17 protein-coding genes are annotated in these 20818 nt (G+C 71.9%); 9 read left to right on the top strand and 8 right to left on the bottom strand.

Annotated elements, in window-relative coordinates; all coding sequences use genetic code 11:
- The first annotated feature begins 147 nt into the window (after positions 1 to 147).
- The 3 genes from KJK29_RS20975 (at position 148) to KJK29_RS20970 (ending at position 3305) form a co-directional block, all read left to right on the top strand.
- The gene (locus KJK29_RS20975) at positions 148 to 2709 is read left to right on the top strand and encodes a helicase C-terminal domain-containing protein (RefSeq protein ID WP_215120685.1); all 2562 of its coding nucleotides are present in this window, start codon (positions 148 to 150) and stop codon (positions 2707 to 2709) included.
- Between the two features lie 176 nt (positions 2710 to 2885).
- Entirely contained in the window at positions 2886 to 3017 is a 132-nt protein-coding gene (locus KJK29_RS39180; RefSeq protein ID WP_255961296.1) for a hypothetical protein, read from the top strand.
- Positions 3018 to 3113: 96 nt separating this feature from the next.
- Positions 3114 to 3305 carry a hypothetical protein gene (locus KJK29_RS20970; protein WP_215120684.1) on the top strand — a complete coding sequence of 64 codons (192 nt, stop codon included), beginning with the start codon at positions 3114 to 3116 and terminating at the stop codon, positions 3303 to 3305.
- Here KJK29_RS20970 and istB read toward each other — a convergent pair.
- A complete protein-coding gene (istB, locus tag KJK29_RS20965) occupies positions 3283 to 4569 on the bottom strand; it encodes an IS21-like element helper ATPase IstB (protein WP_215120683.1) in 1287 nt (428 codons plus the stop codon). The two genes, KJK29_RS20970 and istB, sit on opposite strands and share 23 nt — an antisense overlap.
- A gap of 164 nt (positions 4570 to 4733) precedes the next feature.
- Between istB and KJK29_RS20960 the strand changes: the two genes are divergently transcribed.
- On the top strand, positions 4734 to 6377 hold the full coding sequence (locus KJK29_RS20960) for a DNA repair helicase XPB (RefSeq protein WP_215120682.1): 1644 nt from the start codon (positions 4734 to 4736) through the stop codon (positions 6375 to 6377).
- Between the two features lie 19 nt (positions 6378 to 6396).
- On the opposite strand, the gene KJK29_RS20955 is transcribed toward KJK29_RS20960, so the two are convergent.
- Complete coding sequence (locus tag KJK29_RS20955; protein ID WP_184599430.1) at positions 6397 to 6585, bottom strand: hypothetical protein; 189 nt, start codon at positions 6583 to 6585, stop codon at positions 6397 to 6399.
- A gap of 299 nt (positions 6586 to 6884) precedes the next feature.
- Here KJK29_RS20955 and KJK29_RS20950 point away from each other — a divergent pair, with 299 nt between their 5' ends.
- On the top strand, positions 6885 to 8930 hold the full coding sequence (locus KJK29_RS20950) for a HelD family protein (RefSeq protein ID WP_215120681.1): 2046 nt from the start codon (positions 6885 to 6887) through the stop codon (positions 8928 to 8930).
- 4 nt (positions 8931 to 8934) lie between these two features.
- On the opposite strand, the gene KJK29_RS20945 is transcribed toward KJK29_RS20950, so the two are convergent.
- From KJK29_RS20945 to KJK29_RS20930, 4 genes are all read right to left on the bottom strand, one after another.
- On the bottom strand, positions 8935 to 9675 hold the full coding sequence (locus tag KJK29_RS20945; protein ID WP_215120680.1) for an SDR family NAD(P)-dependent oxidoreductase: 741 nt from the start codon (positions 9673 to 9675) through the stop codon (positions 8935 to 8937).
- A 27-nt stretch (positions 9676 to 9702) separates the two neighbouring features.
- On the bottom strand, positions 9703 to 11253 hold the full coding sequence (locus KJK29_RS20940) for a BTAD domain-containing putative transcriptional regulator (protein ID WP_215120679.1): 1551 nt from the start codon (positions 11251 to 11253) through the stop codon (positions 9703 to 9705).
- A 211-nt stretch (positions 11254 to 11464) separates the two neighbouring features.
- Complete coding sequence (locus tag KJK29_RS20935) at positions 11465 to 12163, bottom strand: copper homeostasis protein CutC (RefSeq protein ID WP_215120678.1); 699 nt, start codon at positions 12161 to 12163, stop codon at positions 11465 to 11467.
- 145 nt (positions 12164 to 12308) lie between these two features.
- On the bottom strand, positions 12309 to 12989 hold the full coding sequence (locus tag KJK29_RS20930; protein ID WP_215120677.1) for a maleylpyruvate isomerase family mycothiol-dependent enzyme: 681 nt from the start codon (positions 12987 to 12989) through the stop codon (positions 12309 to 12311).
- A gap of 47 nt (positions 12990 to 13036) precedes the next feature.
- Here KJK29_RS20930 and KJK29_RS20925 point away from each other — a divergent pair, with 47 nt between their 5' ends.
- From KJK29_RS20925 to KJK29_RS20910, 4 genes are all read left to right on the top strand, one after another.
- Complete coding sequence (locus KJK29_RS20925) at positions 13037 to 13696, top strand: HD domain-containing protein (protein WP_215120676.1); 660 nt, start codon at positions 13037 to 13039, stop codon at positions 13694 to 13696.
- Between the two features lie 54 nt (positions 13697 to 13750).
- Entirely contained in the window at positions 13751 to 14083 is a 333-nt protein-coding gene (locus KJK29_RS20920) for a Pepco domain-containing protein (protein ID WP_215120675.1), read from the top strand.
- Positions 14084 to 14255: 172 nt separating this feature from the next.
- Complete coding sequence (locus tag KJK29_RS20915; protein ID WP_215120674.1) at positions 14256 to 18935, top strand: HD domain-containing protein; 4680 nt, start codon at positions 14256 to 14258, stop codon at positions 18933 to 18935.
- Between the two features lie 34 nt (positions 18936 to 18969).
- Positions 18970 to 20025, top strand: coding sequence for a GNAT family N-acetyltransferase (locus tag KJK29_RS20910; protein WP_215124379.1), 1056 nt, complete (start codon positions 18970 to 18972; stop codon positions 20023 to 20025).
- A 91-nt stretch (positions 20026 to 20116) separates the two neighbouring features.
- Here KJK29_RS20910 and KJK29_RS20905 read toward each other — a convergent pair whose 3' ends face one another.
- Together KJK29_RS20905 and KJK29_RS20900 are read right to left on the bottom strand one after the other, a co-directional pair.
- Positions 20117 to 20404, bottom strand: a complete 288-nt coding sequence (locus tag KJK29_RS20905) for a DUF4031 domain-containing protein (RefSeq protein ID WP_215120673.1) — start codon at positions 20402 to 20404, stop codon at positions 20117 to 20119.
- A gap of 7 nt (positions 20405 to 20411) precedes the next feature.
- Positions 20412 to 20789, bottom strand: a complete 378-nt coding sequence (locus tag KJK29_RS20900; RefSeq protein ID WP_215120672.1) for a hypothetical protein — start codon at positions 20787 to 20789, stop codon at positions 20412 to 20414.
- Positions 20790 to 20818: the final 29 nt, after the last annotated feature.

Genomic DNA, 20818 nt, shown 5'->3' with positions numbered 1-20818 from the left:
CCCCTCCGGGGCGGGTGCGTTGGCTGACGCCGTCGGACGACGGTATCGCGAGTCCCGGCAGGTCGGCCAAAAGCCCGTCCCGCGATCGGGGTCCGGGGTGCCCGCGGTCGGCCCGGCCGCCCGAGGCGACCCGCTACCGTGGACCGGATGAGCACCGAGGACAGGCCCCCGGCCCCCCGCTCCCTCGCCGAAGCGCTCCGCGCGCGGGGCGATGCCGCGCTGGCCGCGCTCCTGCGCAGCCGCCCGGACCTCATCACGCCCGTGCCGACCGACCTCACACAGCTCGCGACCCGGGCCGGCACCCGTGCCTCGGTCGTGCGCGCCCTGGAGCGGCTGGACCGGTTCGCGCTGCAGACGGCGGAGGCGCTGGCCGTGGCCGGGGACCCGGCGACGTACGACGAACTGCTCGGGCTCACCGCCGGGGACGACGCCGACCCGGCCGTCGTCGCCGCCCTGCCGCACGCCCTGGACGTCCTGCGCGAGCAGGCCCTGGTCTGGGGCGGCGACGACCGGCTGCGGCTGGTGCGCACGGCACGTGAACTGCTGGCACCCGCGCCGCAGCACCCCTCGCCGACCGGTCTCGGCCCGACGGTCCAGGAGGCCACCGCCGGGATGTCCCCGGGGCGGATCCAGGAGATCGTCACGACCGCCGGGCTGGCCTCGACGCATGACTCGGTCTCCGCGGTGACCGCCCTCACCGGCCTGTTCACGGACCGGGACCGGATGACCGCGCTGCTCGCCGACGCCCCGGCCGACTCCCTGGAGGTACTGGAGCGTCTCGTGTGGGGGCCGCCGTACGGGCAGGTCACCGCGGATCCGGCGGCCCGGCTGCGCTGGCTGCTGGACCGGGGGCTGCTGCTGCCGACGGCGCCGGGGACGGTCGTCCTGCCGCGCGAGGTCGCCCTGCATCTGCGGCGGGGGCCGGCGCACCGGACGCCCGAGCCCGCGCCGCCGGTGGTCGAGGCCGCCGCCGTACATCGTCCACAGGTTGTGGACAGTACGGCGGCCGGGCAGGCGTACACCGCGCTGGCGACCGTCGAGGAGCTGCTGAAGGACTGGGACGAGGGCGGGCCCGCGGTGCTGCGGGCGGGTGGGCTGAGCGTGCGGGACCTGAAGCGGACCGCCGTCGCCCTCGACGCGCCCGAGCCGGTCGCCGCGTTCTGGGTGGAACTGGCGTACGCGGCGGGCCTGATCGCCTCGGACGGGGAGGCCGACGAGCGGTACGCGGCGACCCCGGCCTACGACGAGTGGCTTCAGGCGCCCCCCGCCGAGCGCTGGTCGCGGCTGGCCACGGCCTGGCTCGCGGCGACCCGGACGGCCGGGCTGGTGGGCGGGCGGGACGCGAAGGACCGTACGTTGTCGGCGCTCGGGCCGGGCCTGGACCGCTCGGCGGCGCCCGAGGTACGGCACCGGGTGCTGGCGCTGCTGGCCGGGCTGCCGGAGGGGGCCGCTCCGGCAGCCGAGTCGGTGCTCGCCCGGCTGCGCTGGGAGCGGCCCCTGCGCGGCGACCGACGCGAGGACGACCTGCGCGGCCGTCTCGCCGAGTGGGCGCTGTCGGAGGCGGAGCTGCTGGGCGTGACCGGCCGGGGCGCGTTGTCGGGGCACGGCCGGGCCCTGCTGGGACCGGCGGCGGCCGCGAAGCACCCCGAGGCGGAGCCCTCCGCATCGGCGGGTCCGCCTACTGGTCCGGGAGACAAGCTCCCCGTCCATCACCACCACCATCGTCCCGCCCCGGTCGCTCCCCTCTCCCCCGCCGAACAGTCCGTCGCCTCCGCCGCCGCGGCCCGGCTCCTGGCGCCCCAGCTGCCCGAGCCGCTGGACCACGTGCTGCTCCAGGCCGACCTGACGGCGGTGGCGCCCGGGCCCCTGCGGCGCCCGCTCGCCGACATGCTCGGGGTGCTGGCGGACGTCGAGTCCAAGGGCGGGGCCACCGTCTACCGGTTCACGCCCGGCTCGGTGCGCCGCGCGCTCGACGCCGGTCAGGCCGCCTCCGACCTGCACGCCTTCCTCACCACGCACTCCCGTACGCCGGTGCCGCAGCCGCTCGCCTATCTGATCGACGACGTGGCCCGCCGGCACGGCCATCTGCGCGTCGGCGCGGCCTCGGCGTACGTACGCTGCGACGACGACGCGGTCCTCAACGAGATCCTCGCCGACAAGCGGGCCGCCGGGCTCGGCCTGCGCCGACTCGCCCCGACCGTGCTCGCCGCGCAGGCCGATCCCGCGGGGCTCCTCGAAGGGCTGCGGGCGATGGGGTTCGCACCGGCCGCCGAGTCCGCCGAGGGCGATGTGCTGATCACCCGCGCCCTCGCCCACCGCACCCCGCCGCGTACGGCGCCCGAGCCGGTGCCGGACGGTCCGCCGGTCCCCGACGACGTCCTCCTCGCGGCGGCCCTGCGCGCCATCCGGGCGGGCGACCTCGCCTCCACCACCCCGCGCAAGCCCGGCGCCACTCCGGCGGCCGACGGCGAGCTGCCCCGCACCGGTTCCGCCGAGACCCTCGCCACCATGCAGGCCGCCGTCCTGACCGGTGAGGCCCTGTGGATCGGCTACGTCAACGCCGAGGGCACCGCCAGCCAGCGGGTCATCGCGCCCATCCGCGTCGAGGGCGGCTTCGTCACGGCGTACGACCACACGGCGGACGAGGTCCGTACGTATCCGCTGCACCGGATCACCGGGGTCGCGGAGCTCGCCGACGACGCGGGCTGACCCCCGCCCGGGCAGGGGGGCGCTTCTCACCCGTTCGGGTGCACGGCGGCGTTCATGCACGCCACGCCGGGGATGTCCCACGCTCGGGCGACCTTGCCGGGCGTGCCGCTTCACGCGCTGTGCCCGGGGGCAGCCACCGGGTGTTCCTGTGAGCACTGCCGAAAGGAAGTCCCAGCATGCGCGCTGTCCGTCGAGTCACCGCCGTCCTGGCCACCGCCGTCCTGATGATGTTCGGTGGTCTCGCCACCCCGGCCGCGGCGGTGGGCATCGATGTCGCCGGCCTCGTCATCGAGACGCCGCAGATCTGATCCGTCTCCGCGCACCCGTGGGGGCCGGCCCCGCGTTCCGGGCCGGCCCGGGGTGCGGTGTCCCGCACCGCTCAGCCCGTGAAAGGCCCTGCCGCCATGCGTGAAAAGCTTCCCGCCGTCGTCCTCTTCGCCGCCGCCTTGGTGGGCGTGTTCGCGCCCTCGGCCGCGGCGGCCACGCCCGCGCTGCCGCTGCCCATCCCGGCGGCCCACGCCGAATCCCTGGTGGGCGAAGGCGTCTCCGTCGAGGGCCCGCTGGTCAACACCATCAGTCTGTCCACGCTGCGGTAGCGCGGCGCGTCCGGTAGCTGTCGCCCTCCAGCCGGACCACCTCGGCGTGATGGGCGAGGCGGTCCGCCATCGCGGGTGCGGAGGTGCCGAACACCTCGTCCCAGCGGCCGAGCGGGCGGTCGCTGGTCACGATCAGCGAGCCGCGCTCGTAGCGGTGCGCGACCAGCCGGAAGAACAGGCCGGCGGTGGCCGCGTCGAAGGGCGTGTAGCCGATCTCGTCGACGATCAGGAGGGGGTGATCGTCGAGGGCGGCCAGCTCCGCGTCGAGCCGGCCGGCGGCCCGGGCGTCGGACAGCCGGGCGGCCCACTCGGCGGCGGTCGCGAACATCACCCGGTGCCCGGCCTGGCAGGCCCGCACGCCCAGGGCGACGGCCAGATGCGTCTTGCCGGTGCCGGTCGGCCCGACGAACACGACGTTGCGCCGGGCGGCGACGAACTCCGCCTTGCCGAGCCGGGCCACGGTCTCCCGGTCGAAGCCCCGGGGGTGCTGCTGGTCGAAGTCCTCCAGCAGCTTGCGGGCGGGGAAACCGGCCGCGCGGATCCGGGCCTCGGCGTCGGCGTCGGTCTCCGGCAGGGACGTGGGCTCCGGCTCCGGCCGCCGGGGGTGGGGCAGGGTGGCCGCCGGGGTCTCGCCCGGCTGCGGGCGCGTGACCTGCGGGTGCCCGGCGGGCTCGCGGTCGGCGTGCGCGAGCTCGGCGTGCCCGTGGTCACCGTGCCCGCGATCCGCGTGCCCGCGATCCGCATGGCCGCGATCGCTCTGCGCCGCCATCGGCCCCGACATGTACGCGAGGATCGCCGCCGAGGCGATGAACGCCATGTGGATCACCGTCCCCCACAGCAGGGAGTGGTGGGAGGTGTGGTGGACGTCCACGAACATCTGGAGCAGATGCACGGAGGAGATGCCCACGATCGCGGTGGCGAGCTTGACCTTCAGTACGTTGGAGTTGACGTGCGAGAGCCACTCCGGCTGGTCGCGGTGGCCCTGGAGGCCGATGCGCGAGACGAAGGTCTCGTAGCCGCCGACGATCACCATGATCAGCAGGTTGGCGATCATGACGACGTCGACGAGCTTGAGCACGGCGAGCATCACATAGGTCTCAGTGGCGTGCCCGCTCACGCACATGAGGATTAAGGTCCACAGCTCCTTGAAGAACTTGTAGACGTAGACGCCCTGGGCTGCCACCAGCCCGAAGTACAGCGGGGCCTGGAGCCAGCGGGTGGCGAACAGGGCGTATCCGAGCGTGGTGGTCGGCGTATTCTGCACGGTTCGCCATTCTTCGGGGCCGCCGTGGAAAAACTGAATTCACACCACACGTTGGGATGAAAAGGCATTCTGTAGGACCGGCGTCGTTTCAGCAGCGCAGATCACACCCTCGGGCGGCTTCGATCAGGCACACTGGACGTTTGGCCGCAGAAAGGGTGCCGCGTGTGAATGGTCCGCTGATCGTCCAGTCCGACAAGACCCTGCTCCTGGAAGTCGACCACGAGCGGGCCGACGACTGCCGTCGTGTCATCGCCCCCTTCGCGGAGCTGGAGCGGGCGCCCGAGCACATCCACACCTACCGGGTGACCCCGCTGGGTCTGTGGAACGCGCGCGCGGCGGGCCATGACGCGGAGCAGGTCGTGGACGCGCTGGTGGAGTACAGCCGCTATCCGGTGCCGCACGCGCTGCTCGTCGACATCGCCGAGACGATGGACCGCTACGGCCGGCTCACCCTGTCCAAGCACCCCGCGCACGGCCTGGTCCTGACGACCACCGACCGGCCGGTGCTGGAGGAGATCCTGCGGTCCAAGCGGATCACACCCCTGGTCGGCGCCCGGATCGACCCGGACACCGTCGCCGTGCACCCCTCCGAGCGCGGGCAGATCAAGCAGACCCTGCTGAAGCTGGGCTGGCCGGCCGAGGACCTCGCCGGGTACGTCGACGGCGAGGCGCACGCGATCGAGCTGGCCGAGGACGGCTGGGCGCTGCGGCCGTACCAGAAGCAGGCCGTCGAGAACTTCTGGCACGGCGGCTCGGGCGTCGTCGTCCTGCCCTGCGGCGCCGGGAAGACGCTGGTCGGTGCCGGGGCGATGGCCCAGGCGAAGTCCACGACGCTGATCCTCGTCACCAACACGGTCTCCGCCCGGCAGTGGAAGCACGAGCTGGTGAAGCGGACCTCGCTCACCGAGGAGGAGATCGGCGAGTACAGCGGGACGCGCAAGGAGATCCGGCCCGTCACCATCGCCACGTACCAGGTGCTGACGACCAAGCGGAAGGGCGTCTATCCGCATCTGGAGCTGTTCGACTCGCGGGACTGGGGCCTGGTCGTCTACGACGAGGTGCATCTGCTGCCCGCGCCGGTCTTCAAGTTCACCGCGGATCTTCAGGCCCGGCGCCGCCTCGGCCTGACGGCCACCCTGGTGCGCGAGGACGGCCGTGAGTCGGACGTGTTCTCGCTGATCGGGCCCAAGCGGTTCGACGCGCCGTGGAAGGAGATCGAGGCGCAGGGCTACATCGCGCCCGCCGACTGCGTCGAGGTCCGGGTCAATCTGACGGACTCCGAGCGGCTCGCGTACGCCACGGCCGAGACGGAGGAGAAGTACCGCTTCTGCGCCACGACCGCGACCAAGCGGAAGGTCACGGAGGCGATCGTCCGCCGCTTCGACGGACAGCAGATCCTGGTGATCGGCCAGTACATCGACCAGCTCGACGAGCTGGGGGAACACCTCGGGGCGCCCGTGATCAAGGGCGAGACGTCGAACGCGCAGCGCGAGAAGCTCTTCGACGCCTTCCGCGAGGGCGAGATCAGTGTGCTGGTGGTCTCCAAGGTCGCGAACTTCTCGATCGACCTGCCCGAGGCGACCGTCGCGATCCAGGTGTCGGGCACCTTCGGCTCCCGCCAGGAGGAGGCCCAGCGTCTCGGCCGGGTGCTGCGCCCCAAGTCGGACGGCCACCAAGCCCACTTCTACTCCGTGGTCGCCCGGGACACCATCGACCAGGACTTCGCGGCCCACCGGCAGCGCTTCCTGGCGGAGCAGGGGTACGCGTACCGGATCGTGGACGCGGACGAGCTGCTCGCGGACAGCTGAGAGTGGCGGGTCCGTCGGCTCACTTGCGGCGGACCACGCCGACCTCCTCGCCGTACTGTCCGAGGACGATCACGTCGAAGGCGGCGCCCGCGAAGACCTTGACGGCGCGCAGGGCGTCGCCGAGGCGGTGGCGGTGGCTGCCGGTCACGGCGGTGGCACCCGGCGGCCGGCCCGGTGCGGGGGCAGGGGAAAGGGTTGCTGCGCTCATGTCTCCATGGTGCGGTTTCGCCCGTAAAGCCCGCGTCGGTCCAGGGACCGAGGTGGGGTACTCCGCTCGTAGGACCTCTCGTAGGACCTCGTGCGGACCTCGTGCGGACCCGTGGGACAACGACCCTTACGGGTCGCCGCATAAACCGTTGGCGGTGAATAAAACCGTTGGCGGTCGTCTCCCCCGCTCCTCTAGGATCTCCGCTCTTGCCCGCCTCCCTCTCGGAGCGCCGCCGACCGGACGGAAACCGGCCGGTATCTCACCGCCGTCCCTTCCGCAGGTCCTCCGGAGGCACCCCCTTGTCCACGCCCGTCGACGACCCGCTCTCCCGTGAGCGCTCCCACCTCTCCTCGTCCCGTTCCGCCCTGCGCGCCATGCGCGAGGACGTCGAGGCCCTCGACATCAGCGATGTCACCGCGAACTGGGTCAACGCGGAGGCGCTGAACCACCAGATCGAGGAGCGCATCAAGGCCCTGGCCGACCTCAGCGACACCCCGCTGTTCTTCGGGCGGCTCGACTATCTGCACACACCCGGCGCCGAGCAGGCCGAGGGTGCGGAGGGCGAGCGCTTCTACATCGGGCGGCGGCATGTGCACGACGCCGACGGCGACCCCATGGTGATCGACTGGCGCGCACCCGTCTCGCAGCCGTTCTACCGGGCCTCCAAGAAGGACCCCCTGGACATCGCGCTGCGCCGCCGCTTCGGCTACACGGGCGGCGACCTCACGGCGTACGAGGACGAGCACCTCTCCGACCCGGCCGAGGCGGCGAAGACCAGCCGGCTCCTCCAGCAGGAGATCGAGCGTCCGCGTGTCGGCCCGATGCGGGACATCGTCGCGACGATCCAGCCCGAGCAGGACGAGATCGTGCGCTCCGGGCTCTCCGGCTCGGTGTGTGTACAGGGCGGCCCGGGCACCGGGAAGACCGCCGTCGGCCTGCACCGGGTCGCCTATCTCCTCTACGCCCACCGCGAGCGCCTCGCCCGCACCGGCACCCTGGTCATCGGACCCAACCGGTCCTTCCTGCACTACATCGAGCAAGTGCTGCCCGCTCTCGGCGAGTTGAGCGTCCAGCAGGCCACCGTCGAGGACCTGGTGGCCCACGTCGAGATCAAGGGCACGGACGACGCGACGGCCGCCGTCGTCAAGGGCGACGCCCGCATGGCACAGGTGCTGCGCAGGGCCCTCTACGCGCACGTCACCCTGCCCACCGAGCCGGTCGTGGTCGTACGCGGCTCCCGCCGCTGGCGCGTCGCCCAGTACGAACTGGAGGACATCGTCCGCGAGTTGCTCGACCGCGACATCCGCTACGGCGCCGCCCGCGAGGCCCTGCCGCAGCGCATCGCGCACGCGGTGCTGGTGCAGATGGAGCGCTCGGGCGAAGCCCCGGACGACCGGGTGCAGGACGCGGTGGCCCGCAACAGCGCGGTCAAGGCGGCCGTGAAGACGGTGTGGCCGGCCGTCGACCCGGCGAAACTGGTGCTGCGCCTGCTGTCGGACGCGGACTTCCTCGCCGAGCACGCCGAGGGGATCCTCGACGAGGAGGAGCGGAAGGCGATCCTGTGGGCGAAGCCCGCGCGCAGCGTCAAGTCCGCCAAGTGGTCGACCGCGGACGCCGTCCTCATCGACGAGGCCACCGACCTGATCCAGCGCACGCACTCCCTCGGGCATGTCGTCCTCGACGAGGCGCAGGACCTCTCCCCCATGCAGTACCGGGCGGTCGGCCGCCGCTGCACCACCGGGAGCGCGACCGTCCTCGGCGACCTGGCGCAGGGCACCACGCCCTGGGCGACCCGAGGCTGGCAGGAGGCGCTGACCCACCTGGGCAAACAGGACGCGGTGGTGGAGGAGCTGACGGCCGGTTTCCGTGTGCCGACGGACGTCATCACCTACGCCTCCCGGCTGCTGCCGCACATCGCCCCGGGCCTCACTCCGGTCGAGTCGATCCGTGAGAACCCGGGCCACTTCGAGGTCAGGGAAGCCCCCGCGACCGCCGATGTCGTCGAGGCCTGCCGCGAGCTGCTGCGCAACGAGGGCTCGACCGGCCTGATCGCGGCGGACGCCCGGATCCCGGCACTGGCGGAGGCCCTGGCGGAGGCCGGTGTCCCGTACCTCGGCCCGGGCGAGGAGACCACCCAGGAGACCCGCCTGACCCTGGTCCCGGCCACGCTCGCGAAGGGTCTGGAGTACGACTACGTCGTCCTGGACGAGCCGCAGGCGGTGGTCGACGGCGAACCCGACGAGCGCACCGGCCTGCGGCGTCTGTACGTGGCGCTGACGCGAGCCGTGTCGGGGCTGATCGTCACGCACGCGGCCGGGCTGCCGCCGCAGCTGGCATCTCCCTGACCGCTCAGGTCGCGACGTAGCCCCCGTCGGCGGCGAGCACCGCGCCGGTGATGTAGCCGGCCTTGTCGGAGGCCAGGAACGCCACGGCCTCGGCGATCTCCTCGGGCTCGCCGGCGCGGGCGAGCGGGGTGTTCCTGCTGAACTCCTCGAACAGCTCGCCCACCGTCTCGACGGCCTTGTCGGTGCGGATCGGGCCGGGTGCCACGGAGTTGACGCGCACACCCGCCGCGCCGAACTCGACGGCCCACGACCGGGTCAGCGCGTCCATTGCGGCCTTGCTGGCGTTGTAGACGGAGCCGACCGGGGTGCCGATCTGCCCGGCGACCGACGAGACGTTGACGATCGCACCCTTCTGCTTGGCCACCATGGCCGGCGCGAGCGCGGCCGTCAGGAAGTAGGTCGCACGGACATTGACGTCGAACACCTGCTCGTAGCTGTCGAGCGGCTGATCGGGGGTCGTCGAGGACGGGAAGATGCCCGCGTTGTTCACGAGCACGTCCACCTCGCCGACCTCCTCGGCGAGCCTGCGGACGTCGTCGATGTTCGCGACGTCCGCGACGACGAAGTGGCCCGTCCCGCCCGCCCGCTCGATCAGCTCGACGGTCTCCTTGCCCAGTTCGGCCCTGCGCCCGGTCACATAGACGGTGGCCCCCGCCTCCGCGAGCTTGACCGCGATCGCGCGGCCGATGCCCGACGTGGCGCCGGTGACGAGTGCCTTCTGGTCCTGAAGTTCCTTGGTTGTCATGTCTGCCAACCTGGCCGCGCCGGATCGTCAGAGCATAGTTTCCGCATATACGGCCTGGTCAGGCCGTGAGGAAGCCGCCACGCGCAGCGCGAAGCAGAGGCGCACGAACCGCGGCAGCCGGTAGCGGCCGAGTACGAGCGGCTCGATCAGGTGCACGCCCGAGAGCGACTCCAGCACCAGCTCGATCTCGCCGTCGTCGCCCCCGCACATCTCCGCCGCCTCGTGACTGTCGATCACCTCGACGTCCCGGCGCGCGAGGCACATGAGCAGGCGCCGTTCCGGATCGCTCAGCTGCTTCTCGGCCGCGACCAGCGGGGCCATCATCGCGGCGCAGTCGGCGGGGATCACGTCGACGAGCCTGCTCTTGCGATCCATCTGCAGCAGGACCATCTCGATCGTCCAGTGCGGACGCGAGCTGAGCGTGCCGCCGATCACCCTGATCGGGTGCGGCAGTCGCGACAGGCGTTCCAGCAGCCTCTCGGCCTGCTCGGGTTCCGCGTCCGCGCGTGCCGGGCCGATGACCTTGCGCAGGAACTCCCGCGCCTCCCGCTCGGCCAGCCCGGCGATCTTCAGCCAGGTCACCCCCGGCAGCTCGTGCAAGCGGCGGACACTGGTGAGGATCATCGCCGAGCCGGGCGTGGCGAGATCGCGCACGGTCTCCGCGTCCCGCACGTCGTCGACCACGACCAGGAACCGCTTGCCGCGCGCCTTCTCCCGCCACAGCGCGGCCTTGTCGCCGACGGGGTTCTCGACTCCGACCGCGCGCAACAGCTCGTTGGCTACGTCCCTGCCCCTGACGAAGATCTGCCCGTCCGGGAAGCGTTGCTTGACGAGATGGCCGATCCGGGTGGCCAGCGCGGTCTTGCCGCTGCCCCGCATACCGGTGATGCCCACGGTGCCCGGCAGCGTCCTCAGGGCCTGCGCGATCTCCTCGGCCCGTCCGGTGAAGTCGACCAGATCCGGCACCAGTTGCTCCGGCCTGCGCGGCAGGGTGAGGTCGCCGGTGAGGATCCGCGCATGGACCTCGCGCAGTTCCGGCCCCGGTTCGAGGCCGAGTTCCTCGATGAGGAGGGCGCGCGCCCGGTGGAAGTGGTCGAGTGCCTCGCCCTGCCTGCCCTCCAGGTAGAGCGCGCGCATCAGGAGGGCGCGAGGTCGTTCCCTGAGCGGGAAGTCGGCGACGTGCCGCTGCAGCTCCAGCACGTCGAGCTCGCGTTCGAGGCAGTCCTCCCGGGCCTTGAGCCGGTGGTCGCCGAGCCGCACCCGTTGCGCATCGAAGTAGGCACTCCGCAGGCCCTCCAACGGCTCGCCGCGGCAGTCGTCGACGATCTCCGCGCGGGCCGTGTACCCGCCGTCCCTGGACTGCAGGTTCAGCTCCGGGAGCGTCTTGCGGAGCTTGTAGACGTACGTCCGCAGTGCCATCACCGCGCTCGGCGTCGGGTCGTCCCAGACCATGCCGATCAACTGGTCGTTGCTCAGCCGGATGCCGTTGTTCAGCAGCAACGCCGCCAGCACCGCGCGCTGCTGGCGCGGCCCCAGTTCGATCTCCTCTTCATCGCGCCAGGCTCGTACCGGACCCATCAGTGAGAAGCGCAGGCTCATGCAACGGGACAACGCGCGGGTGCGGTCGCTGCTTCCCCGTGTTTCCGGAGTCGAGCAGCGAGGGCGGGCGGACGGACTGACGGGGCTGACGTCCGGGGGCACGCGGGGGCGACGTCCGGAGACACGCGGGGGCAGCGTCCAGGATCACGCGGGTACGGCACCCGGAGTCACGCGGGCGCGGCGCCCGGGATCACACGGGCGCGGCATCCAGGGCGGTCCGCCACCGTGCGACGGCCTGCGCCGACACCGGCGCCTCCCAGCCCTCCGGCCGGGCCGCGCCGCCGATGTGGAAGCCGTCGACCCCGGCCGCCAGCAGCGTCGGAATGTGGTCCAGGCGCAGCCCGCCCCCCACCAGCAACTGCTGCTCGTACCCGGGCTCCCCTTGCCGTCCCGCCTCGGCGAGCAGCACGGGGAGCCCGTCGTCGACCCCGTCGGCCGATCCGGCGGTGAGGTACGTGTCGAGCCCGGGCATCCCGTCGAGTTGCTTGCGCAGGGCGTCGCGGTCGGCGGCCCGGTCGATCGCACGGTGGAAGGTCCAGGGGCAGCCGTCCAGCACCGCGACGACCCGCTCCACGGCCGTCAGGTCCACGCCGCCGTCCGCGTCGAGGAACCCGAGCACGAACTCCTCGGCCCCGGCCTCCCGCAGCTCGCCCACCACCCGGACCAGCCGGTCGGTGTCCCCCGCGGCGAAGCCGTCGGTGAGCCGGAGCATCACCCGCAGGGAGAGGTCGACGGCCCGGCGGATCCCGGCGACGGTCCCGGCGGACGGGGTGAGCCCGTCGGCCGCCATGTCGGTGACCAGCTCGAGACGGTCCGCGCCTCCCGCCTGGGCGGCGACCGCGTCCTCCACGCCGAGGGCGATCACCTCCAGGACTGCACGCTTGCTCATGGGACCCCATTCATAGGCATTCATAGGCATTCGCCGGCGTTCATCGGCGTCGAGGGCGGCCGGAACCCACCCACAGGTCTAGTCCAATCCAGACTACTTCCCGTGGGCCGGCCCCTTCACCCCTCCCCCAGGGGTCTTCTCCCGGTCATCCGAAGATGTTCAGCTCCTTCGCCTCCACCCCGGCCAGCTCATACGACGTCGCCTCCCCGACCCGACGCCCCGCGTACAGCCGTACGAGGGTCGGCCCGTCCCCGATGAACCGCCCCGGGGGCCGCTCCCCGTCGCTCTCGCCCAGCCGCAGCGGCTCGTCCAGGTCGTCGAGGTCGGCGTGCAGCGCCACATGCCCCCGCTCGTGGGTGATGCGGGCGAGCAGCGCGAGCGCGTCCGGCAGCCCGGCCCCGCCGTACGCCCCCGGCTCCCCGAGCGCCTCGCGCACGTCCCCGGCGTGCACCCACTCCCCGAGCGCGACACCGTCCAGCTTCCCGCCCGCCCCGGCGATCACCGCCCCGGCCTCGCCCAGCCCGCGCTCCAGCTCCGCCACGACCTGCGCGTTGCTCCACCCCTCCCGCTCGGCGATGTCCCGGTCGTTCGACTCGGGCGAGAACACACCCGCCTCGAACCGGCCCTCCGCCACCCGGGTCAGTACGGCCGAGCAGTGCGCCAGCACATCCCGGACCGTCCAGCCCGGACACGCGGCCACGGGCCGTGCGAAGTCCTCCTCGGCCCTGCCCCGCAGCAGCGGGATCAGCGCGTCGCGCTCGATCGTGAGCAGCCGCCCGGGCTGCTCGGGGTCGCGTTCCTCGTGCACATCAGCAGGAGTCGTCATACGACCCACGCTAGGTCCCACCCCCGGCCCAGCGGGAGAATGACTCCATGGCCGATCCCGATCCCGACACCCTGCGCACCCGCTTCACCCGCGCCCTGGAATCCGCCCGGGGCCCGGCCGGCGGTCCCGACCCTGCCCCGTACGCGGACAACCTGCTCACCCGCTGGCAGGAGCCCCAACGCCACTACCACACGGTCCACCACCTCACAGCGGTCCTCGACCACATCGACGCACTGGAGCCGCACGCGCAGGACCCGGACGTGGTGCGCCTCGCCGCCTGGTTCCACGACGCGGTCTATCTCCCCGACCGCTCCGAGAACGAGGAACGCTCCGCCCGCCTCGCCGAACGCGCCCTCACCGAGGCCGGCGTCCCCGCCGCCAAGACCGCCGAAGTGGCCCGCCTGGTCCGCCTCACGATCACCCACGACCCCGCCGACGACGACCCCGACGGCCAGGTCCTCTGCGACGCCGACCTGGCCATCCTCGCCTCACCCCCGTCGGCCTACGCGGCCTACACCACCGCCGTCCGCGCGGAATACCACTTCGTCCCGAACGACGCCTTCCGCACGGGCCGCGCGACGATCCTCCGCCAACTCCTGGACCTGCCGAGGCTGTTCAGGACCCCGCACGGGGCGAGCGAGTGGGAGGCGACGGCCCGCTACAACCTGCGGTCGGAGCTGGAACTGCTGGAGGATTCGCCCTCCTGACCGGCCCCCGGGTTCTAGGGTTGGCCCCACCGCACCACAGGGAGGGGAACACGGATGGACAACGCCGGCGAGCCCGAGGTCATCGAGCCGAGCCTGCCGTTCTGGGTCACCGTCACCGAGGAGGGCGACGACTCGATGGGCCTGTTCGGCGGCGGCGAACCCGCCCTGCGGTCCGTACCGCTCGGTCCCCTGCGCAAGAACCTCGCGGAAACCGTCGACGCTCTCCAGCAGCTGTTCGAGGACGCCGCGGCCCGGGGCGGCACCCTGCCGCTCGCCGAGGCCCAACTGTCCTTCCAGGTCACCGCGAGCGGCGGCGTCCAGCTACTCGGCACCGGCCAGGTGCAGGGCACCCGCGGACTGACGCTGGTCTTCAAACGGCCTTCCTAGCGCCTTCCGGGGACTTCATGAGGGGACGCAACAACCCCTTTGTGAACTAAAGTTGTCGGACGAACGGCCGAGGGGCAGGGGGACGGCATGAGTGGCAGCACGGCGAACCGGAACACAGCGGCGAGGACGACCGCGGGAGCCGAATCCCTCCGCGCCGCCTGACCCGCCGCGCATGCACAAGGTCCAGCACAAGGCCCTCCTCATCGGAGCGAGCGAGTACGACGACCCGCGCATCCAGGACCTGCCGTTCGTCCGCGACGACCTGCAGCGGATCCGGGACATGCTCATCGAACGCGGCTTCCGGACGGCGGAGATCGTCGAGAGCAAGCGCGGCATCACACCGAACACGGTCAACGGCCGCATCCGAGCCTTCCTGCGCGACGCCGGCCGGGGCGACACCCTGCTGATCCTGCTCAGCGGACACGGCCAGCACTTCGAGGGCAAGGACTTCCTGATCCCCGAGGACGCCACCTTCGAGGTCGGGGTCTTCGCCGAGAGCTGCATCGAGATCGGCTGGGAGCGGGAACTGGAGGACTCCCCGGCGGCTCATGTCGTCTTCCTCGTCGACGCCTGCCGGGAGGGCATCGACCGCGACACCATGGCCACGCTGCCCGGCATCCAGCCCTGGCCCCGGCGCAAGGTCGCCGACACGCTGCGCCGCAAAGTGGCCTACGTGCACGCCTGCAAGGCACCCCAACTGGCCCTGTTCGTAGGCGAGAAGGAGACGGTCCGGCCGGGCTTCGACCCCGGCACCCAGCCGGGCGAGTCCTTCAGCCTCTTCTCCCGCGCCCTCGCGGACACGATCGCGGCGGACCCGCATGCCCTGCACCTGCACGAGTTCGCGACGCGGGTGCAGAAACGGGTCGTGGAACTGCACCGCGCCTACGGCAAGACCCGCCCGCCGCAGGAGGTCACCGTCGTCACTGAGACCGCGGCCGCACCGGGCGGCGAGGACTTCCCGCTGCTGCCCGGCCCCGACCGGCGCACCGAGACGCACCCGTGGATCCGTTCCGCCGAACGGCACCCGGTCTGGCAGCGCACCCCCGACGGCCCCGCCCGCCGGCACCTCCAGGAGACCTGTGCCGCCCTGGCGTCCCGGCTGGCCGCGATGTACGACAGCGCGGCCCATGCCCTGCGCGACGACCCCTGGCACGACGACGAACTGGCCCGGCGCACCCACGACAGACTGGGCTTCCTCACAGGCCGGCTCGCCGACAACGTCGCTCTGTCCCCGACCGAGGCCGCGTTGGCGGTCCTGCTGCCCCTGGTCGAGCAGGCCTTCTGGACCCAGGAGGCCGCACAGCGCGTCGGCGTACTCGGCACGGACCTGTGCGCCACCGGCCCCGACCACACCCGCTTCCGCAAGTTCGGCCAGGGCTTCCCGCGCCTCAAGCGCCGGCTGCGCACCCTGCACGACCAGACCGCGGCCCGCGACTCCGTGGAGCGGATCCGCTGGTGGCTGTTCCACCGCTGGCTGATCCAGCAGCCGGAGCTGTACGCGGCGGAGAAGCTCAAGTCCCTCCTCGGCGAGGTGGCGGGCGGCTCCGACCAGCCGCCATGGGTGACCGACGCACTCTCCGCGGACCGTCTGATGCTGCTGCTGAAGGAACACCGCACGGCCCCGTTCTCCGTCCGCCGGGCCTCCACCGGCCGCCCTTCCGGCGCCCTCGACGACCACGACGTCATCGCCGCCACCACCGGCGACGAGCACGAGGTCCGCCAGCCCCTGGTCTCCGCCCTGCTCAAGGCGGCCTACGCGATGGCCGTCGACCCCGTCGACCTGCCCGAGATCGTCGTGGAGCACCTCGGCATCTACGACAGCGTCGACCTCGGCGAACTCAGGACGACCGTGCGCCGCTCCGACTGGCGGCACTCCGGTGTCGGCCGCTCCCTGAACGCGGTCTGCACCCACCCGGCCGTCCAGATCGCCCTACGGGAACACGCCGACCGCGTCGACACCCTGCTCCGCGAGATCAACCGGGACGACAACCCCGCCCTGGCCCCGCTCAGCGACCTGCCGCCCTACGCCGACGGCAGCCGGGTCCGCCTCGACGGCAACACCCCCGACCAGCTCTCCGACGGCATCCGCTTCCAGCTCGCCGAGGACCGCGTCCAGGAGCTCCTCATGGGCGAACAGCTCTACGGCGACCGCGAGCTGGCGGTCCGCGAGCTCTACCAGAACGCGCTGGACGCGCTGCGCTACCGGGACTGCCGCACGCAGTACCTCCAGCGCACGGGCCGTCCGACGGCACCCTGGGAGGGCCGGATCGAGTTCGTCCAGGGCGTGGGCTCGGACGGCCGCCCCTACCTGGAGTGCCGCGACAACGGCATCGGCATGGGCCTCACCGAACTCGGCAGCGTCTTCTCCCAGGGCGGCACCCGCTTCGTCGACCTGCCCGAGTACATCGAGGAACAGGTCGCCTGGAGCGAACTCCCGGAACCCAAGCTCCGCCTGTACCCCAACTCCCGTTTCGGCATCGGGGTCCTGAGCTACTTCATGCTGGCCGACGAGATCGTGGTCCGCACCTGCCGCATGGGGCGGGACGGCCGGCCCGGGCGGCTGCTCCAGGTGACGATCGCGGGGCCGGGGAATCTGTTCCGGGTGGAGGACCTTGGGGAGGGGACCGAGCCGGGGACGACGGTGCGGCTGTTGCTGTCGCGGCAGGGGAAGCGCATGTCGTGCGTGGACGCGTTGCAGCGGTTGCTGTGGGTGGCGGCTTATCAGACGACTGCGGCGCACGGGTCCCGCGGGCATGAGTGGGTGCCGAGAGAGTTGTCTCTTACGGCTGTTGAGATCGAGCTGTCGCAAGGGAAGTCGGGCGCTCGGGCCAAGGGCCCTGTCTGCCTCGCGTCCGGTTCACCGGACCTCTGGTGGATCGACCGCCAGGGCATCGTCCTGTCCGACGGCCTGTTGACGGAAACGGAACCGGCATTCCAGGCGGTACACCAGTTCCCCTACGGCATCATCATGAATCTGCATGGTGAGCATGCGCCGGTGCTCACCGTCGACCGGAAGAAGGTGCGTTCCTTCGACCGCGATCACGTAAGGGCTACGCTCACCGCTGCGGCGCCGAGTCTGACACTCCCGGACCTTCCCCTTCCGACCCTTGAGTGGCTGACGCAAGCCAGCTCGGCCTCGACGTGGTTCGGCGACCTCGTGGCTCGGCACGCCCAGCTCGCCGACGTGAAATGGCGCATCGGGGACTACTCGATGCCCTTCAGCAAGATTGGCTATTTCCTCCCTGACGCCGACCTCATCCCTCTGGTGACCGGCAGCTACAGGCTGGAACTACGTCGGCACCACGCTGCCCGCTTCTTCAGCACCATGCCGCCGAGTGTGCTGCGTTGGCGCCTGCGCGCGCTGTACCGCGCGGGACTCGGAGGGCCGGTGTCACTGCCGGAATCGTGCCCGTCCGACGAGTTGTGCGCCCGGCCCTCCGACCTGGTGCTGCTCGCCAGAGGTTCGTCCAAGCGCTGGGACAGGGCGTACAGAGACTGGACGGGGGAGCCGGACAGCCGGCATCCCGCTCTGCTTCTCGGCTTCCTTGCCGATTGGCACGACCCCGGCCAGCCGCTCAGCGCCGCCAAGATCTTCGCGCTGAGCAGCAGGTCGGAACGCCCGCCCGCGGACGTCGCCGCCCGGCTCACCGCTCTGGACTACCAGGTCGAACCCTTGTCCGGCTGCGCCGCCGCCGAATACGAGGATCTTCCGCTCCTGCTGCGGATGGGCACCGCGTCGGAGTGGCTGGCTCCAGACTCGGTACTTTCGGGGGCCCAGGTCTGTGTCAGTGCCGTGTACCGCGCCACTTCCACTCCGCAAGCCGCGCGGCGTCTGCGGGAATTGGGCTTCACCGTGCCGGAGGACCACCCGGTCCGGGAGCACTGGACAGAGGAGGAGCAAGGCATCATCAAGCGCCTGTGGTCGTCGTGCGCTACCCAACCGTCCCCCGATGAGGCTCTGCGCATCTCCCGGGCGCAGCTGGCCTCGGTGGCCCACGACACGGACGCGACGATGCTCCGCATCACGGAGTTCCTGTCCGAGCTGGGCTTCCAGTTGCCCCCCGACGCCACAAACGGCTGCGAACTGACAGAGGACGACCGAACGCTCCTTCTGTACAACGCCCAGCGTCCCTGGGTGGATCAGGAGGTCTCACTCCTCTACATGACAGCCGTGGCACGCCATCTCCAAAGGCCCGTCCAGTCCATCGCCGCACGGCTGGAGGATCTTGGCTACGCGGTGGCGCCTGTCCCCGACGATGAAGGACAGCTGCCCTCGCCGGCTGAGACCGCACTTGTCAGTCACAGTGTCACGCTGCGCACGGGCAGCCCCCTGAGCCTCTTCGGGGTGGCCCTCGCGGCACGGCAGACGGGCATCTCACTGCCCGAGGCGATCTCCGTCCTCGCCAGATGGGGCTACCGCTGCTCGGTCACGGCCGAGGCCGTTTCCTCCGCCAGCGGCATCGACAACACGCTCTACAGGTACCGCCCCTTCGCCGACCCCGCCGCCTGCGGCCCGGTATCCCCCGCCGCCCTGCACGCGGTGGGAGGCCGAGCCGACGCCCTCACCGACTTCGGCTACGACGTCGTCCCCCCGTCGAAAACCTGGCTCAGGGAAGACCACCTGGCAGACGCCCTGCTTCGCACCCTCACCACCGAGGAAACTTCCACCCCCACCCTCCACCCCGACGACCCCCCGCTCTCCCTCGTCACCCTGGCCGTCGTAGCCCTCTCCGCCGCCAAGACGCTCCGCGAAACGGCCCTCAAGGCCACCGGACTCGGCATGCGTCACGAGATCGAAGACTGGTTCCCCGCCCCGGAAAACCCGTCGCCCGAGGCCCCCACACCCTCATAGCCTCCCCACCATGTGGACAACAGGCGCGGAACAGGTGGAACAGGCCGTCGGCGAGTGTGTCGGCCTGCTGGGGGGAGTCACCGACCGGGACTGGGAGGGGGCGGCGGCCGGGCGGCTCGCGTGGAGTTGTCGGGAGACGGCCGTGCATATCGCCGAGGATCTCATCGCGTACGCGGGGCAGTTGGCGGGGCGGGAGGCCGAGGCGTACACGCCCTTCGAGTTGTCGCTGGAGGAGGGGGCCGGCAACGCGGGTGCGGTGCAGGTGATCCGGACGACGGGGGCTCTGCTCGCGGCGGCGATCCGGACGACTCCGCGGCAGGTGCGGGCCTTCCATCCGTATCCGTTCCGCAGCGCGAACCGTGAGGGGTTCGCGGCGATGGGAGCGGCCGAGGTGCTGCTGCACACGCACGACATCGCCGAAGGACTGGGCGTGCCGTACGAGGCGGACTCCGAGCTGTGCGACTTCGTTCTCAGGCGGATCTTTCCGCACGTCCAGCCGGGACCGAACCCCTGGCAGACCCTGCTGTGGGCCACCGGCCGGGGGGAGTTGCCGGGGCGGGCGCCCGTCACCGAGTGGCGGTGGAACAACAACCTGGTCGTCGAGACCGAACGGCTCGCCCTCGAGGGCGTCACCCCGGCGGTGGCCTACGACCTTGCCACGGTCGGTGAGGGCGGCTGCTTCGAGTGGCTCGGAGGGAGCCCGGCCGAGGGCACCCGGGTGGGCGCCGGGCTGGTGTTCAAGCAGTACGAGGACGGGGTCCACCGGCCGGAGTGGGGCATGTACGTGCTGGTCCGCCGCGAGGACGACCAGGCGCTCGGCGCCATGGGCTTCCACGCCGTTCCCGACGAGGCGGGGCGGGTCGAGATCGGCTACGACCTGGTCGAAGCGGCCCGGGGCAACGGCTACGCCACCGAGGCCCTGCGTGCGCTGTCGGCGTGGGCGCTGGCCCGGGACGAGGTACGGACCGTCGTCGCCAACGTCGAGCGGGACAACACGCCCTCGCGGAACGTCCTCACCCGCGCCGGATTCACGGCCGTGGCGGAGGACACCGAGCAGGTGACCTACGAGCTGAGTGGACCCGCGAGCTGAGTGGACCCGCGAGCTGAGTGGACCTGCGAGCTGAGTGGACCTGCGAGCCGGCAGAGCCTACGAACGGGCTGAGCCTGCGAACCGGCTGAGCCTACGAGCTCGGTGAACCCGGCGAGCGGTAAAGACCCTTGGGTCGTCGCAGCCCCGCCCCGTGCAGCAGCCGCACCACCTCGCGGCTGCTGACCTCCACGGCCCCGGCGCCCACCGCGTCGGCGTACCGCTGGGCGGGGATGTCGTAGTGGTCGCGTTCGAAGGCCCGCCGGGGGACGCCGAGGCGTTCGGCGAAGGTGTGCAGTTCGTCGTAGGAGACGTCGCTGATCAGGTGGGACCACATGCGGCCGTGTCCGGGCCAGGCCGGTGGGTCGATGTAGATCGTCACCAGGCCCTCACGAGGACGCCCCGCCGAGGGCCTCGCTCAGCGACCCGACCGCCGCGACCTTCACGCCCGCCTCGCCGCACACCCAGTGCGGGTCGGCCCCCAGCACCGGATCCACGTCCAGCGCGTGCGGGTCGTCGCCGCACACGGGGCACAGCGGCCAGCGGCCGTACCGCTCCAGCAGGGCGTCCTGGACGTCCTGCGCGACCAGACCGGCGACATACGGAGCGCCCTCGGGCCACTGCTCGACCCACCACCGCCGCTGTGTGACGGCCTCCTCGACGAGGGACACGACATCCGCCTCGGCGACGCGTCCCGCGACGAGGTCGGCCAGTACGAGGGCACGCGCGGCGTGCAGCGTCTGCTCCAGGGGTGTGATGGGCTCCATGCCCCCCATTGTGCGCACTCTTGACCCCG

Source organism: Streptomyces koelreuteriae, from assembly GCF_018604545.1.
Lineage (GTDB): Bacteria > Actinomycetota > Actinomycetes > Streptomycetales > Streptomycetaceae > Streptomyces > Streptomyces koelreuteriae.
Note: the sequence above shows the minus strand (reverse complement) of the source record. Positions and strands in the feature narration are given on the sequence as shown.

Excerpts from the sequence above, each read along its gene's own strand:
- KJK29_RS20945 (WP_215120680.1), bottom strand. The coding sequence starts at position 9,675 with ATGACAACCAAGGAACTTCAGGACCAGAAGGCACTCGTCACCGGCGCC.
- KJK29_RS20930 (WP_215120677.1), bottom strand. The coding sequence starts at position 12,989 with ATGACGACTCCTGCTGATGTGCACGAGGAACGCGACCCCGAGCAGCCC.
- KJK29_RS20915 (WP_215120674.1), top strand. The coding sequence starts at position 14,256 with ATGCACAAGGTCCAGCACAAGGCCCTCCTCATCGGAGCGAGCGAGTAC.
- KJK29_RS20935 (WP_215120678.1), bottom strand. The coding sequence starts at position 12,163 with ATGAGCAAGCGTGCAGTCCTGGAGGTGATCGCCCTCGGCGTGGAGGAC.
- KJK29_RS20900 (WP_215120672.1), bottom strand. The coding sequence starts at position 20,789 with ATGGAGCCCATCACACCCCTGGAGCAGACGCTGCACGCCGCGCGTGCC.
- KJK29_RS20955 (WP_184599430.1), bottom strand. The coding sequence starts at position 6,585 with ATGAGCGCAGCAACCCTTTCCCCTGCCCCCGCACCGGGCCGGCCGCCG.
- KJK29_RS39180 (WP_255961296.1), top strand. The coding sequence starts at position 2,886 with ATGCGCGCTGTCCGTCGAGTCACCGCCGTCCTGGCCACCGCCGTCCTG.
- KJK29_RS20940 (WP_215120679.1), bottom strand. The coding sequence starts at position 11,253 with ATGGGTCCGGTACGAGCCTGGCGCGATGAAGAGGAGATCGAACTGGGG.
- KJK29_RS20970 (WP_215120684.1), top strand. The coding sequence starts at position 3,114 with ATGCGTGAAAAGCTTCCCGCCGTCGTCCTCTTCGCCGCCGCCTTGGTG.
- KJK29_RS20925 (WP_215120676.1), top strand. The coding sequence starts at position 13,037 with ATGGCCGATCCCGATCCCGACACCCTGCGCACCCGCTTCACCCGCGCC.
- KJK29_RS20920 (WP_215120675.1), top strand. The coding sequence starts at position 13,751 with ATGGACAACGCCGGCGAGCCCGAGGTCATCGAGCCGAGCCTGCCGTTC.
- KJK29_RS20975 (WP_215120685.1), top strand. The coding sequence starts at position 148 with ATGAGCACCGAGGACAGGCCCCCGGCCCCCCGCTCCCTCGCCGAAGCG.